Source organism: Roseateles sp. P1_C6 (assembly GCF_056406315.1).
Map to the genome: position 1 here is coordinate 460,404 of NZ_JBFUAK010000004.1, position 14,785 is coordinate 475,188.

Consider the following 14,785-nt stretch of genomic DNA (forward strand, 5'->3'; position numbering starts at 1 on the left):
GACATCCCTAGCAGCGCGTGGCCAAGGACGGATTTGTTAGCAGGCGTTTCAGCTGCCGGAGCCCGCAGTGCGCTCGTTGTGCTTCTTGCGGTGGGTGTCGCGGCTGGCGCCGTCCTGCATCGCGTGCAGGCGGCGGCGCTCCTTGGCCGTCACGGTGCCGTCGGACCTGGCTTTGGCTTCGGCGGTGTCGATGCGGGCCTGCTCTTCTTCGAGGCGCTGCGTCTCGTGCGCCGTCAGGCTGCCGCTGGCGGCGCCCTGGGCGATGCGCGATTGCTGGTTGGCCTCACGTTGGTCGACGCGCGGCGTCTGGGTGCCGGGGGTCTGGGCGAAGGCGCTCGCGCCTGCCAGCGTCAGCAGGGCGATCAGGGCGTGGGAGTAGGGCTTCATCGCTGTCCTTTCGGTTGGGTTGCAAGGCCCGTGCACAACGACGCGAAATGACCCGCCGCCGACCCAAACTTCGTAAAGAAGCGTAGTCGGCCGCGCCTTCCTAGAATCGCCCCATGATCGCCGTCGAACCCACCCTGGCCCGCCTGGCCACCGCTCGCTCGCAACTGCTGGAGCCCTTTGGCCTGACCGAGGCTTCGCTGTCACAGGCGCTGCGCTTTATCACCGAGCACCGCGTCGATGACGCCGACCTCTATTTCCAGACCACGCGCGCCGAGGGCTGGAGCCTGGAGGAGGGCATCGTCAAGAGCGGGTCGTTCAGCATCGACCAGGGTGTGGGCGTGCGCGCCGTGGCCGGCGAAAAGACCGCGTTCGCCTATTCGGACGACATCTCGCTGGCGTCGCTGCTGGATGCAGCACGCACCGTGCGCACCATCGCCGCGGCCGGGCAGAGCAAGAAGGTGAAGGTGCCCAGCCAGAACCGCGTGGCCGGCAGCCGCGAGCTGTACGGCGTGGCCGACCCCATTGCCAGCCTGGACAGTGCCGCCAAGGTCGCGCTGCTGGAGCGCACCGAGAAGATGGCCCGCGCCAAGGACCCGCGCGTGGCCCAGGTCATGGCCGGCCTGGCCGCCGAGCATGAGGTCGTGCTGATCGCGCGCGCCGACGGCACGCTGGCCGCGGACGTGCGGCCGCTGGTGCGGCTGTCCATCACCGTCATCGCCGAGAGCAATGGCCGCCGCGAGGTGGGCTCTGGCGGCGGCGGCGGGCGCTTCGGCCTCGCGTACTTCACCGACGAGATGATCGCCACCTACGTCGAGCAGGCCGTCAGCGCCGCGTTGATGAACCTGGAGAGCCGGCCCGCGCCGGCGGGCGAGATGGTCGTCGTGGTCGGCCCCGGCTGGCCCGGCGTGCTGCTGCACGAGGCCGTCGGCCACGGCCTGGAAGGCGACTTCAACCGCAAGGGCTCCAGCGCGTTTGCCGGCCGCATCGGCCAGCGCGTGGCCGCCAAGGGCGTCACGGTGCTGGACGACGGCACGCTGCCGGACCGCCGCGGCTCGCTGAACGTCGACGACGAGGGCTGCGCGAGCCAGCGCAACGTGCTGATCGAGGACGGCATCCTGAAGGGCTACATCCAGGACGCGATGAACGCGCGCCTGATGAAGACCGCCCCCACCGGCAACGGCCGCCGCGAAAGCTATGCCCACGTGCCGATGCCGCGCATGACCAACACCTACATGCTGGGCGGCAAGGACGACCCCAAGGAGATCGTCGCATCGATCAAGAAGGGGCTGTACGCCACCAACTTCGGCGGCGGCCAGGTCGACATCACCAGCGGCAAGTTCGTGTTCTCCGCCAGCGAGGCCTACTGGGTCGAGAACGGCAAGATCCAGTACCCCGTCAAGGGCGCCACCATCATCGGCAACGGGCCGGACGCGCTGACCCGCGTCAGCATGATCGGTAACGACATGGCGCTGGACACCGGCGTGGGCGTGTGCGGCAAGGAAGGCCAGAGCGTGCCGGTGGGCGTGGGCCAGCCGACGCTGCGCATCGACGGGCTGACGGTGGGCGGCACCGCCTGACGGCGGCCGGCGCGCCGCGCGCCCTCCTACAGCCGCTTCAGCGGCGGCCGACGAGGCCGAGGCGAGGCTGTCCCTAAGCTGGGCGCAGGTTGCACGCGCCTGCACCGTCGCGTTTGGCGTGCAGGAGGACTCCAGCATGCCCATCTCTGCCTACCTGTTGCCCGTGACGCTGGTGGCGTCCATCGCCGTGACTTCGCTGGCGGCCTGCCGCCAGCAGACGCCGCCGCCGGAGCCGACGACGACGCCGTCGTCAGACACCAGGCCCCAGGTCACGCCCAGCACCGATCTGCGCGGCGCCTCCGACCATGCGGATGCGCCGCCCGCGGTCGGCGCGCTCACGGCGGGTCAGGCCACGGGCGGGGCGCGCAGCGCGCCCATCCAACCCACGGGGGGCGACGGCACGCGCGCCGGGGCCGCGGCGAGTTCGCCGGCCTCGGGCGCGTCCAGTCCCCGCTAGGCGTCAGGCCACGACCTTGACGCTGAGCAGCGGCAGCCCGGCAATGCTGCCTTCCATCAGGTCGCCGGGCACCACGGGCCCGACGTTCTCCGGCGTGCCGCTGAAGATGATGTCGCCGGGCATCAGCTCGAAGGCCTGGGACAGCTGAGCGATCTGCTCGGCCACGTTCCAGATCATCTGGTTCAGGTTGGCGTCCTGCTTGGTCACGCCGTTCACCTTCAGCGTGATGGCGCCCTGCGTGAAGTGGCCCACCTGGGCCACGCGGTGGATGGGGCCGATGGGCGCGGAGCGATCGAAGCTCTTGCCGATCTCCCAGGGCTTCTTCTGGTCGCCCATGCCGCGCTGCAGGTCGCGGCGGGTCATGTCCAGGCCCACGGCGTAGCCATAGACCAGGTTCAGCGCCTGCTCCACCGGCACGTTCCTGCCGCCCCGGTGCAGCGCCGCGACCAGCTCCAGCTCGTAGTGGTAGTTCTTGGTCAGCGGCGGGTAGGGATGCAGGGTCAGCCCGCCCGGCGCGACGAACTGCACCGCGTCGCTGGGCTTCTGGAAGAAGAACGGCGGCTCGCGCGTCGGGTCCGAGCCCATCTCGCGGGCATGCGCTGCGTAGTTGCGGCCTATGCAGTAGATGCGCCGCACCGGGAACAGCTCGTTGCTGCCGGCGATGGGCACGGCTGGCTGGGCGACCGTGAAGGGCACGGCGGCCGCGGTCGTCGTGGCGCAGCCCGTGGCCGCAAGACCGGTGATGGCCGCCCCGAGGGCATGGCGTCGTTGCATGGCTTGTCTCCTGTCTGATGACTGGCATTGGCCGGCAAGCGCTGCATGAGGTCAAGCGGGCAAGCCCGCTGCCCTCAGGCGTGGGCCCTGAGCTCGCGCGCGGCCGTCACCATGTGGCTCAGCGCGGCCTCGGTCTCCGGCCAGCCGCGCGTCTTCAGGCCGCAGTCGGGGTTCACCCAGAGCAGCTCGGGCGGGATGACGGCGGCGGCCTTCTTCAGCAGGCGCAGCATCTCCGCCGCGTCAGGCACGCGCGGCGAGTGGATGTCGTAGACGCCCGGGCCGATCTCGTTGGGGTAGCGGAAGTCGGCGAAGCCACGCAGCAGTTCCATGTCGGAGCGGCTGGTCTCGATGGTGATGACGTCGGCATCCATGGCCGCAATCTCGGGCAGGATGTCGTTGAACTCCGAGTAGCACATGTGGGTGTGGATCTGCGTGTCGTAGCGCACCGGGCTGGCGGCCACGCGGAAGGCGCGCGTGGCCCAGGCCAGGTAGTCGCCCCAGCCAGCCCGGCGCAGCGGCAGTCCCTCGCGGATGGCGGGCTCGTCGATCTGGATGACGGCGATGCCGGCGGCCTCCAGGTCGGCCACCTCGTCGCGGATGGCCAGTGCGATCTGCAGCGCCGTGTCGGCGCGCGGCTGGTCGTCGCGCACAAAGGACCATTGCAGGATGGTGATGGGGCCGGTCAGCATGCCCTTCATGGGCTTGTCCGTCAGGTCCTGCGCAAAGACGGTCCAGTCCACCGTCATCGCCTGGGGCCGCGACACGTCGCCGAACAGCACCGGCGGCTTCACGCAGCGCGAGCCATAGCTCTGCACCCAGCCGTTGGCCGTGAAGGCGAAGCCCGCCAGCTGGTCGCCGAAGTACTCCACCATGTCGTTGCGCTCGGCCTCGCCGTGGACCAGCACGTCCAGCCCGAGTGCCTCCTGCTTGCGCACGGCCAGCGCGATCTCGCGCTGCATCGCCGCGCGGTAGGCCGGCTCATCCAGCGTGCCACGCTTGAAGCCGGCGCGGGCGGCGCGGATCTCGGCCGTCTGCGGGAAGGAGCCGATGGTTGTCGTCGGGAAGGCCGGCAGGCGCAGGCGCTGCCGCTGCGCGAGCTGTCGCGTGGGGAAGGGCGAGCGGCGTCGGTCGGCATCGGCCGGCAGCGCGGCCAGGCGGGCGGCGACGGCCGGGTTGCGCACGCGCGGGCTGTCTGCGCGGGAGGCGCGTGCCGCGCGGGATCGGGTGAGCTCCTGTGCGGTGCCGGCCTCGTCCTCCCAGAGCGCGCGCTTGAGCAGGCGCAACTCGTCCAGCTTCTCGACGGCGCCGGCCAGCCAGCCCTGCAGCTCGGTGTCCAGCGCCGGATCGTGGCGCAGGCTGAAGGGCACATGCAGCAGCGAGCACGACGCCGCCACCCACAGCCGCCCGCCGCGCAGCTCGCGCGCCTGGTTCAGCAGCTGCAGCGCCCGGTCGAGGTCGCTGCGCCAGATGTTGCGGCCGTCGATGATGCCGACCGACAGCTCACGCTGCGCCGGCAGGCGCAGCGCGACGGCCAGCAGCTCCTGCGGCGCGCGCACCGCGTCGACATGCAGGCCGGCCACGGGCAGCTCGCAGGCCAGCGCCAGGTTATCGCCCAGCGGCGAGAAGTAGGTCGCCAGCAGCACCGGCTGGTCGGTCCTGGCCAGGCGGGCATAGGCTTGGCGCAGGGCGGCCTGCCACGCGGCGTCCAGGTCCAGGCCCAGGATGGGCTCGTCCAGCTGCGCCCAGGTCACGCCGCGGGCGGCCAGCCGGGTCAGCAGCTGTTCGTAGGCCGGCAGCAGCCGCTCCAGCAGCGTCAGGCGGTCAAAGCCATCCTGCTTGCTCTTGCCCAGGAACAGGAAGCTCACCGGGCCCAGCAACGCGACCTTGGGGCTGGCGGGCAGCGCGATGGCTTCGTCTACCTCGGCCAGCAGCCGCTCTGGATTCAGGCTGAAGGTCGTGGCGCTGTCGAACTCGGGCACGAGGTAGTGGTAGTTGGTGTCGAACCACTTGGTCATCTCCAGCGCCGGTGCGCCGTCGCCCGACGAGGCACCGCAGCCGCAGGCGTCGGCATGCGGGTGCGTCGCGGTGCCGCGTGCCATCGCGAAGTAGCGCTGCAGCGGCGTCTCCCGGCCGGTGAAGCCGAAGCGTGTCGGCTCGCAGCCGAGCAACTGGATCAGGTTGGCGACATGGTCGTAGAGCGCGAAGTCGCCCACGGTGACGTGGTCCAGCCCGGCCTGGCGCTGCAGCCGCCAGTGCCGGGCGCGCAGCTCGGCGGCCTGGGTTTCCAGCGCATCGGCGGCGATCTCGCCGCGCCAGTGGCGCTCCAGCGCCGTCTTCAGTTCGCGCTGCTCGCCCATGCGCGGGAAGCCCAGGATATGAGTCTTGATCACGTTGAATTTGTTTGTGTTGAATCAGATTCGTGATGATCGGCAATTGCTGACTATGATTCAAACGAAACCTTTTCTGAATCATTACGAGTTCTGTTCATGCGTGCCCCGCTGGAACTGCGCCATCTGCGCACGCTGGTCGCGCTGCGCGAAGCCGGCAACCTGTCGCGCGCCGCGCAGCTGCTGAACCTGACGCAGTCGGCCCTGTCCCACCAGCTCAAGGGCTTGGAGGAGCACTACGGCGCCGAGCTGTTCGCGCGCAAGAGCAACCCGCTGGTGTTCGGCGCGGTGGGCCAGCGCCTGCTGAAGCTAGCCGACCAGGTGCTGCCGCAGATCGACGAGGCCGACCGCGACGCGCGCCGCCTGGTGGACGGCTCGGCCGGCCAGTTGCGCATCGCCGTCGAATGCCACACCTGCTTCGACTGGCTGATGCCGGCCATGGACGCCTTCCGCGGCCGCTGGCCCGAGGTGGAGCTGGACATCGTCTCGGGCTTTCAGGCCGACCCGGTGGGCCTGCTGCACCAGGACCGCGCCGAACTGGCCATCGTGTCGGACGTGGACGCCGACGAGACCGGGGTCGTCGTGCACCCGCTGTTCAGCTTCGAGATCGTCGCACTGCTGCCCAAGGGCCATGCGCTGCTGGCCAAGCCCTGGCTGCACGCGCAGGACTTTGCCGAGCACACGCTGATCACCTACCCGGTGCCCGATGAGATGCTGGACCTGGTGCGCCGCGTGCTGCAGCCCGCCGGCATCACGCCGCCCCGGCGCACCAGTGAGTTGACGGTGGCGATGCTGCAGCTGGTGGCCAGCGGCCGCGGCTTTGCGGCGCTGCCGCTGTGGGCGGTGGAGGGCTATCTGTCGCGCGGCTACGTCGCGCGCCAGCGCATCGGCGAGCAAGGGCTGACGGGGCGGCTGTATGCCGTCAGCACGCCAGCGCTGGCGGCCAAGCCCTTCCTGGCCGACTTCGTGCGCATCATGCGCGAGACCTCGCTGCTGAATCTGGCGGGAGTCAGCCTGCTGTGATGTCGCGCGGCGCGATGGCTGCTTTGCGCGGCGCCGAAACCGCGCCGCGGCCAGCGTGCTAGATTCCGCTCCCATGTCCCGCGCCGCATTTTTTAGCTTTTGGTTTTTTCCCCGCCCCGGCGGTGGAGAGTCCTGAGCGCGCGCGCTGAACCCAGACTCCCTACAAACCGCCGGGCCTCCAAAGCCCGGCGGTTTTTTCATTTCAGAGGTGCCCACGATGAACGCCAAAGTCTCTTCCGTCGAACCCGAAGCCCAGCGCTGGTACTCCCAGGACGACAAGACCAGCGCCACCGATGACGAGCGCATCCTCGACATCACGCCGCTGCCGCCGCCGGAGCACCTGATCCGCTTCTTTCCCATCCGCGGCACGGCGATGGAGGGCCTGATCAGCAGCACCCGCCAGCGCATCCGCAAGATCATGAGCGGCGATGACGACCGCCTGCTGGTCGTCATCGGCCCCTGCTCCATCCACGACCCGGCCGCGGCGCTGGAATACGCCCGCAGGCTGAAGGCCGAGCGCGAGAAGTACGCCGACACGCTGGAAATCGTCATGCGCGTCTACTTCGAGAAGCCGCGCACGACGGTGGGCTGGAAGGGGCTGATCAACGACCCCTACCTGGACGAGAGCTACCGCATCGACGAGGGCCTGCGCATCGCCCGCCAGCTGCTGCTGGAGATCAACCGCCTGGGCGTGCCGGCCGGCAGCGAGTTCCTGGACGTGATTTCGCCGCAGTACATCGGCGACCTGATCGCCTGGGGCGCCATCGGTGCGCGCACGACCGAAAGCCAGGTGCACCGCGAACTGGCCTCGGGCCTGTCGGCGCCCATCGGCTTCAAGAACGGCACCGACGGCAACATCAAGATCGCCACCGACGCCATCCAGGCCGCGGCGCGTGGCCACCACTTCCTGTCCGTGCACAAGAACGGCCAGGTCGCCATCGTCGAGACACGCGGCAACGCCGACTGCCACGTCATCCTGCGCGGCGGCAAGGCGCCCAACTACGACGCGCAGAGCGTGGCCGCGGCCTGCGCTGACCTGGCCAAGTCCAAGCTGCCGCAGCGCCTGATGGTGGACTGCTCGCACGCCAACTCCAGCAAGCAGCACCAGCGCCAGCTGGACGTGGCGCGCGACATCGCCGGCCAGATGCGCGAGGGCGGCAAGAGCATCTTCGGCGTCATGGTGGAGAGCCACCTGAACGACGGCGCCCAGAAGTTCACGCCCGGCCAGGACGACCCGGCGGCGCTGCAATACGGCAAGAGCATCACCGACGCCTGCCTGGGCTGGGACGACTCGCTGGCGGTGCTGGACGTGCTGTCCGAGGCGGTCAAGGCCGGGCGCTGACACAATCCGGGCCATGCAAGCCCGGATCACCGTCATCTTCGAGGCCATCGCGCCCATCGAACTGCAGCTCGACTGCGCCGAGGTGTTGAGCTACGACGCGGCGCGCCGCTGGCTGGACGAGAACTTCGTCCGCCTGGAGTGCGAGCCCCTGCGCGGCTCCGGCAAGGTGTTGCTGGCCGACAAGCTCGTGGGCATCGCGCTGGCCGCCGGCCCGGCCGCGTTCGCCGACGAGGCCTGGGCGCTGGATTACGCCCGCGCCGCGGCCGGCTCGCTGTCCAAGGCCCTCATCAAGATCGATGTGCCCAGGCTTGCGGTTTCCTACTGACGCCCCCACTTGAACTCCTGCCGCGCGGCCCGACCTGAGGCCGCGTTTTGTTTTGATGGACACCTCACCATGACCAAGCAAATCCACGCCTTCCAGGCCGAAGTCAAGCAGATCCTGCATCTCGTCACGCACTCGCTGTACTCCAACAAGGAGATCTTCCTGCGCGAGCTGGTCAGCAACGCCAGCGATGCGTGCGACAAGCTGCGCTTCGAGGCGCTGGACAACGCGGCGCTGTTTGAAGACAACCCCAACCTGGAAGTGCGCGTCAGCTTCGACGAGGACGCCAAGACGCTGACCATCAGCGACAACGGCATCGGCATGAGCGCCGACGAGGCGGCGTCCCACCTGGGCACCATCGCCAAGAGCGGGACGCGCGAGTTCATGGCCAAGCTGGAAGGCGACCAGAAGAAGGACGCCCAGCTGATCGGCCAGTTCGGCGTGGGCTTCTACTCCGGCTTCATCGTCGCCGACCGCATCACCGTTGAGACCCGCCGCGCCGGGCTGCCCGCCGACCAGGGCGTGCGCTGGAGCAGCGAGGGCACCGGCGAGTACGAGCTGGAGACCATCACCAAGCCGGGCCGCGGCACCGACGTCATCCTGCACCTGCGCGACGGCGAGGAAGAGTTCCTGAAGACCTGGCGCGTCAAGTCGACGATCAGCAAGTACAGCGACCACATCTCCCTGGCCATCCTGATGAAGAAGGAAGAGTGGGACGCCGACGCCGCCAAGCAGGTGGTGAAGGACGAGTGGGAGCCGGTCAACAAGGCCTCGGCGTTGTGGAGCCGCAGCAAGAGCGAAGTCACGCCCGAGCAGTACGAGGAGTTCTACAAGCAGATCAGCCATGACAGCGAGGCGCCGCTGGCCTACACGCACAACCGCGTGGAGGGCCGCAGCGAGTACACGCAGCTGCTCTACATCCCGCAGAAGGCCCCGTTCGACCTGTGGAACCGCGACAAGCGCGGCGGCGTGAAGCTGTACGTGAGGCGCGTCTTCATCATGGACGACGCCGAGGCGCTGATGCCGGTCTACCTGCGCTTCGTCAAGGGCGTCATCGACTCGGCCGACCTGCCGCTGAACGTCTCCCGCGAACTGCTGCAGGAAAGCCGCGATGTGAAGGCCATCCGCGAGGGCTCCACCAAGCGCGTGCTGGGCATGCTGGAAAGCCTGGCCAACAGCGAGGAGCAGGCCGACAAGGACAAGTACGCGGCCTTCTGGACCGACTTCGGCCAGGTGCTGAAGGAGGGCATCGGCGAAGACCACCAGAACCAGGAGCGCCTGGCCAAGCTGTTCCGCTTCGCGTCCACGCATGCCGACGCCAACGTGAGCCTGGCGGACTATGTCGGTCGCATGAAGGACGGCCAGGACGTCATTTACTACATCACCGCCGATTCGCTGGCCGCCGCCAAGCACAGCCCGCAGCTGGAGATCTTCCGCAAGAAGGGCATCGAAGTGCTGCTGCTGGTGGACCGTGTGGACGAGTGGATGCTCAGCCACCTGTACGAGTTCGAAGGCAAGCAGCTGCAGTCCGTCGCCAAGGGCGCCGTCGACCTGGGCAAGCTGCTGGACGAGGACGAGAAGAAGAAGGCCGACGAGACCGCCGAGAGCCTGAAGCCGCTGCTGGACAAGCTCAAGGACGCGCTGAAGGACCGCGCCAAGGACGTGCGCGTGACGACCCGCTTGGTCGACTCGCCGGCCTGCATCGTCGTGGAAGAGGGCGACATGAGCGGCCACCTGGCGCGCCTGCTGAAGCAGGCCGGCCAGAGCGCGCCCGAGAGCAAGCCGACGCTGGAAATCAACGCCGAGCACGCGCTGGTCAAGAAGCTGGACGGCAGCGCGCACTTCGACGACCTGGCCCAGGTGCTGTTCGACCAGGCCGTGCTGGCTGAAGGCGGCCACCTGGAAGACCCGGCTGCCTACGTCCGCCGCGTCAACGCGCTGCTCACCGGTTGACCACCACGACGCTGCAGCTGAAGGCCAAGCCCGGATCGTCGCGGTCCGAGCTGGTCCAGGAGCCGGACGGCACCTGGACCGCTTGGCTGAAGTCGCCGCCGGTGGACGGCAAGGCCAACGCCGAGCTGATCGCGCTGGTGGCCCAACGCTTCGGCTGCGCGAAGGCCGCCGTCAGCATCCACAGCGGCGGCGGCTCGCGCTTCAAGCGCGTGCGCGTGGAGACCGGCGGCTCCTAGCGCGCAGCGCGCCAGGGGCAAGCAAAACTATCGATTGAAGATGCCGGAGCCGAGGTTTGCGCAGCGGGTTGTTCGACCACACTGCCGCGCATGCTTCACCCGCCGTCCGCCAGCCAACGCCACTTCCGCAGCAAGCTCTTCGTGCCGGGCGTGCGGGTCGACCTGTTCGACAAGGCGCTGAGCAGCGAGGCCGACGCACTCTCCTTCGATCTCGAGGACGCGGTGCTGCCCGAGGCCAAGGCGCAGGCCCGGGTCGACGTCGCGGCCGCCGTGGCGCGTGCCGCGGCGCTGCCGCGCCGGCCGCTGCTCATCGTGCGCGTGAACGCTTTGGGCAGCGCCTGGTTCGAGGCCGACCTGCAGGCGCTGGTCGGCGCGGGCCTGGACTGCGTCAACCTGCCCAAGGCCGAGTCCGCGGCGGATGTGCGGCACGCGGCGGAGCGCCTGCTGGCGCTGGAGGTCGCTGCCGGTCGCGCGACGTCGGTCGGGCTGCTCGTCAACATCGAAAGCGCCATGGCGCTCAGCCGCGCGGCCGACATCGGCGCGGCGCATCCGCGCGTCGTGGGCCTGCAGCTGGGCCTGGCCGACCTCTACGAACCGCTGGGCATCGCGCGCCACGACGCTGCCAACGTGCATGCAACGCTGCATGCCATGCGCATGGCGGCGGCGGCGGCGGGCGTGCCGGCTTATGACGGCGCCTACCCCGACCTGGCCGATGTCGACGGCTTTCGCGCCGAGGCGCTGATGGCCCGGCGCCTGGGCTTTGCCGGCAAGAGCTGCATCCACCCGCGCCAGATCGCGCCGGCCAACGAGGTCTTCGGCCCGAGCGCAGCCGAGCTGGCCTGGGCCGAGCGCGTCGTCGCCGCGGCCAGCCGGGCCGAGGCCGAGGGCCGCGCCGTCGTCGCGCTGGATGGCCGCATGATTGACGCCCCGTTTGTCGAACGCGCACGCCACCTGCTGAACGCCCACCGCGGAGTGAAGCCTTGACCGAAAGAATCTCTGCCTGGGGCCGGCCGCTCTTCGTGCTGCTGCTGGCCCTGCTGACCTGGGCTGCGCGTGCCGACAGCCTCGTCAATCTGCGCCGAGCCAGCCTGCCGGCGGTGCCCGCGGCCACGCAGCTGCTGGCGGCGGCCGACGGGCGTGTCATGGCCCTCGGTGCCGACGCGGCCTGGCTGCTCGACCCCGCGCAACCCGCGGCCGGCTGGCAGCGCCGGGGCTGGGCCCCGCCCCAGCCCGTGCAGGGCGCGGCCACCGCGGCCGGGCGCACCGTGCTGCTGCTGGGCGCGAACGGCGAAACCCGTGCCGTCGCACGGCTGGAACTGGCGCAAGGCCGCATCACGACCGAGGCGTTGGCGCCGTTGCCGCAGCCGCTGCGGGACGCCCAGGCGACGCTGACGGCCGACAGCCTGTGGCTCGCCGGCCTGGCGGCCGACGGCAAGGCCACGCTGCTGCAACTGCCGCTCGCGGCCGCCGACGCGCGCTGGCAGGCCCACCCGGGCTGGCCCGGCGGCGCCAGGCCGCGCGCCGTCGTCGCCCAGACCCGCGCCGTCTACGTCGCCCAGGCCGGCGAGGGCGCAGCACCCGACCGCCTGTGGCGCTGGACGACCGAGGCGGGATGGGAGCCGCGCGGCGTGCTGCCGGGCCGACTGGCCGGGCCCTGGGCGCGGGCGACCGGCCAGGCCCATGCGCTCTTCGTCATCGAGCCCACGGCCGGCGGTGCGGCGCGGCTGATGAGCTGGCAGACGATCACGCAGTCCTGGGCCGAACTGCCCGGCGGCAACATGCCCGGCGTCGCGCAGGCGCTGCCCTGGCAGGACGGCTGGCTGTGGCGCGACCAGGCCGGCGCCGCGGCCACGCTGGAGATCGAATCCGGCAAGCTGCTGCTCAAGCCGCTGGACTGGGCGGTCATCTTTGTCTACCTGATCTCGATGCTGGGCATCGGCCTGTACTTCTACCTGCGCGAGAAGCGCCAGTCGACGACGGAGTTCTTCGTCGGCGGCCGCAGCATCCCGTTCTGGGCCGCGGGCGTCAGCCTGTACGCGGCCAACACCAGCTCCATCAGCTACATCGCCATCCCTGCCAAGTCCTTCGAGACCAACTGGCAGTACATGACCAACAACCTCATCGCCGTGGTGGCGCTGATGTTCGTCGCCGTCTGGATCGTGCCGCTGCTGCGCCGGCTGGACCTGATGAGCGTGTTCTCCTACCTGGAGACGCGCTTTCACCCCGCCATCCGCATGCTGGCCAGCGGCCTGTTCATGCTGACCCAGCTCGGCAGCCGCATGAGCGTCATCCTCTACCTGCCTTCGCTGGCCATCGCCACCATCACCGGCATCCCGGTGACCTGGAGCATCCTGCTGATGGGCGCCTTCACGATCTGCTACACGGCGCTGGGCGGCATGAAGGCGGTGGTCTGGACGGACATCGTGCAGCTCGTCGTCAAGATGGGCGGCGCGCTGTTCGCGATCGGCTTCATCGTCTGGTCGCTGGACGGCGGCGTGGCCGAGTTCGTGCGCACGGCCGCCGCCGAGAACAAGATCCGCGTCTTCGACTTCAGCTTCGACCTCAGCAAGGCCACCGTCTGGGGCTTCCTGTTCCTCGTGCTGTTCGACGTGGTGCTGACCTTCCCCAAGGACCAGGTGCTGATGCAGCGCACGCTGTCCACCGCCAACGCCAAGGAGGCCGGCCGCTCCATCTGGGCCTTTGCGGCCATCATGATCCCGGGGGGCGTCGTCTTCTACGGCATTGGCACGGCGCTGTTCGTCTTCTACAAGGCCCACCCGGAGCGCATGAACCCGCTGCTCAGCATCGATGCGACCTTCCCACTCTTCATCGCCGCCGAGCTGCCCAGCGGGCTGACGGGCCTCATCATTGCCGGCATCTTTGCCGCCGCGATGGCGACGCTGTCCAGCATCATGAACAGCGTGTCGACGCTGGCGTCGGTGGACTTCTACGAGAAGCTTGTAAAGGCGCCCGACCCGGCGCGCAGCGTGCGCTTCGCCGAATGGATGACGGTGGTCGCGGGCCTGCTGGGCGTCGGCTGTGCGCTGCTGCTGTCGCGCTACGACATCCATTCGCTGTTCGACGTCTCCATCGAGCTGGCCGGCCTGCTCGGCGGCGGCTTCGCGGGGGCCTACACGCTGGGCATGTTCACGCGCCGCGCCAACTCCCCCGGCGTGGCCATCGGCGTGGCCGCGGCCATCGCGCTGACGACGACGGCCTGGTATTTCAAGCTGCTGCACCCCTACCTGTACCTGGGCATGTCCATCATGCTGTGCATCGTCGTCGGCTACCTGGCCAGTCTGTTCTTCCCGGTGCCGACGCGTTCGCTGCGCGGGCTGACCATCTACCGCCAGGACGCCGTGGACGTGGAGTAACCTTCCGGCGCAAGCCAGCCCCCAGAGCTGCGCCAGGAATCGCACGTTGGAGACCCAGTTCCTGCATACCTTCGTGGCCGTCGTCGACCATGGTTCGATGGCAGCCGCGGCGCGCGTGCTCAACATCACACCGGCCGCGGTGGCCCAGCAGATCCGCACGCTGGAGCGCGAGATCGGCGCACCGCTGATCGCGCGAGCGGGCCGCTCGGTGCATGTCACCGAGCCCGGCTCGCGCATCCTGGAGCGCACGCGCGAGCTGCTGCGCGGCGTGGCTGACCTGAGCACCATCGCCACCGACGAGACGCCCGCCGGCGAGCTGCGCCTGGGCGCCGGCACGAACGCGCTGACCGGCCTGGTGCCCGACATCCTGGCTCGCCTCGTCGACCTGCATCCCAAGCTCAAGGTCTTCATCCGCCCGGGCTACTCGCCCGAGCTCTACCGCGCCGTGGAGGCCGGCGATCTCGACGCGGCTGTCGTGCTGGAAGCGCCGTTCCCGTTGCCCAAGACCTGCGGCTGGGAGCTGCTGCGCGAGGAGCAGCTCGTCGTGCTGGCGCCGCGCAAATGGGCCGCGCGCGACCCGCACGAGCTGCTGGGCGGCGAGCCCCTGGTGCGCTACGACCGCACGCAATGGGGCGGCCGCGTGGCCGACCAGTACCTGCAGCGCGCCGGCATCGTGCCGCAGGAGCGCTTCGAGCTGAACGCGCTGAACGCCATCGCCGTCATGGTCGACCGGGGCCTGGGCGTGTCGCTGGTGCCGGACTGGCTGCGCCCCTGGCCCGAGGGGCTGGACGTCGTCTGCCTGCCGCTGCCTCTGCCCAGCGAGCCGCGTCGCATCGGCGTCGTGTGGTCGCGCGCGACGGTGCGGCACCGCCTCGTCACGGCCTTCCTGCGCGAGGCGCGCGCCGTGGCCGGCCTGGGCTGAGGCCAGAGGCATCGGCACACAACAAATTCTT

13 protein-coding genes are annotated in these 14,785 nt (G+C 69.7%); 10 read left to right on the forward strand and 3 right to left on the reverse strand.

The genetic code is table 11. From position 1 onward, the window contains the following. Positions 1-48 precede the first annotated feature (48 nt). Positions 49-387 (reverse strand): hypothetical protein, encoded by a 339-nt coding sequence (locus AC1D29_RS10885; RefSeq protein ID WP_477897081.1) that lies wholly within the window; start codon positions 385-387, stop codon positions 49-51. Positions 388-500: 113 nt separating this feature from the next. Between AC1D29_RS10885 and tldD the strand changes: the two genes are divergently transcribed. Then, positions 501-1,964 carry a metalloprotease TldD gene (gene tldD, locus AC1D29_RS10890; RefSeq protein ID WP_477897083.1) on the forward strand — a complete coding sequence of 488 codons (1,464 nt, stop codon included), beginning with the start codon at positions 501-503 and terminating at the stop codon, positions 1,962-1,964. 136 nt (positions 1,965-2,100) lie between these two features. Then, complete coding sequence (locus AC1D29_RS10895) at positions 2,101-2,421, forward strand: hypothetical protein (RefSeq protein WP_477897085.1); 321 nt, start codon at positions 2,101-2,103, stop codon at positions 2,419-2,421. Positions 2,422-2,424: 3 nt separating this feature from the next. Here AC1D29_RS10895 and AC1D29_RS10900 read toward each other — a convergent pair whose 3' ends face one another. Further along, complete coding sequence (locus tag AC1D29_RS10900; protein WP_477897087.1) at positions 2,425-3,195, reverse strand: fumarylacetoacetate hydrolase family protein; 771 nt, start codon at positions 3,193-3,195, stop codon at positions 2,425-2,427. A 74-nt stretch (positions 3,196-3,269) separates the two neighbouring features. After that, positions 3,270-5,585: a 5-methyltetrahydropteroyltriglutamate--homocysteine S-methyltransferase gene (gene metE, locus AC1D29_RS10905; protein WP_477897089.1), complete on the reverse strand. Its 2,316-nt coding sequence runs from the start codon at positions 5,583-5,585 to the stop codon at positions 3,270-3,272. A 96-nt stretch (positions 5,586-5,681) separates the two neighbouring features. Between metE and AC1D29_RS10910 the strand changes: the two genes are divergently transcribed. From AC1D29_RS10910 to AC1D29_RS10945, 8 genes are all read left to right on the forward strand, one after another. Further along, positions 5,682-6,605, forward strand: coding sequence for a LysR family transcriptional regulator (locus AC1D29_RS10910; RefSeq protein ID WP_477897091.1), 924 nt, complete (start codon positions 5,682-5,684; stop codon positions 6,603-6,605). A gap of 217 nt (positions 6,606-6,822) precedes the next feature. Next, complete coding sequence (locus AC1D29_RS10915) at positions 6,823-7,947, forward strand: 3-deoxy-7-phosphoheptulonate synthase (protein ID WP_477897093.1); 1,125 nt, start codon at positions 6,823-6,825, stop codon at positions 7,945-7,947. Positions 7,948-7,960: 13 nt separating this feature from the next. Continuing rightward, entirely contained in the window at positions 7,961-8,272 is a 312-nt protein-coding gene (locus tag AC1D29_RS10920; protein WP_477897095.1) for a hypothetical protein, read from the forward strand. Between the two features lie 69 nt (positions 8,273-8,341). Further along, complete coding sequence (gene htpG / locus AC1D29_RS10925) at positions 8,342-10,222, forward strand: molecular chaperone HtpG (protein WP_477897097.1); 1,881 nt, start codon at positions 8,342-8,344, stop codon at positions 10,220-10,222. Continuing rightward, on the forward strand, positions 10,219-10,458 hold the full coding sequence (locus AC1D29_RS10930) for a DUF167 domain-containing protein (protein WP_477897099.1): 240 nt from the start codon (positions 10,219-10,221) through the stop codon (positions 10,456-10,458). Before htpG ends, AC1D29_RS10930 begins: the two co-directional genes overlap by 4 nt. A 90-nt stretch (positions 10,459-10,548) precedes the next feature. Next, positions 10,549-11,442: an HpcH/HpaI aldolase/citrate lyase family protein gene (locus tag AC1D29_RS10935; protein ID WP_477897101.1), complete on the forward strand. Its 894-nt coding sequence runs from the start codon at positions 10,549-10,551 to the stop codon at positions 11,440-11,442. Then, positions 11,439-13,832 carry a sodium:solute symporter family protein gene (locus AC1D29_RS10940; RefSeq protein ID WP_477897103.1) on the forward strand — a complete coding sequence of 798 codons (2,394 nt, stop codon included), beginning with the start codon at positions 11,439-11,441 and terminating at the stop codon, positions 13,830-13,832. The genes AC1D29_RS10935 and AC1D29_RS10940 overlap by 4 nt, the downstream gene beginning before the upstream one ends. A 46-nt stretch (positions 13,833-13,878) precedes the next feature. Next, the gene (locus AC1D29_RS10945) at positions 13,879-14,754 is read left to right on the forward strand and encodes a LysR family transcriptional regulator (protein WP_477897105.1); all 876 of its coding nucleotides are present in this window, start codon (positions 13,879-13,881) and stop codon (positions 14,752-14,754) included. Positions 14,755-14,785: the final 31 nt, after the last annotated feature.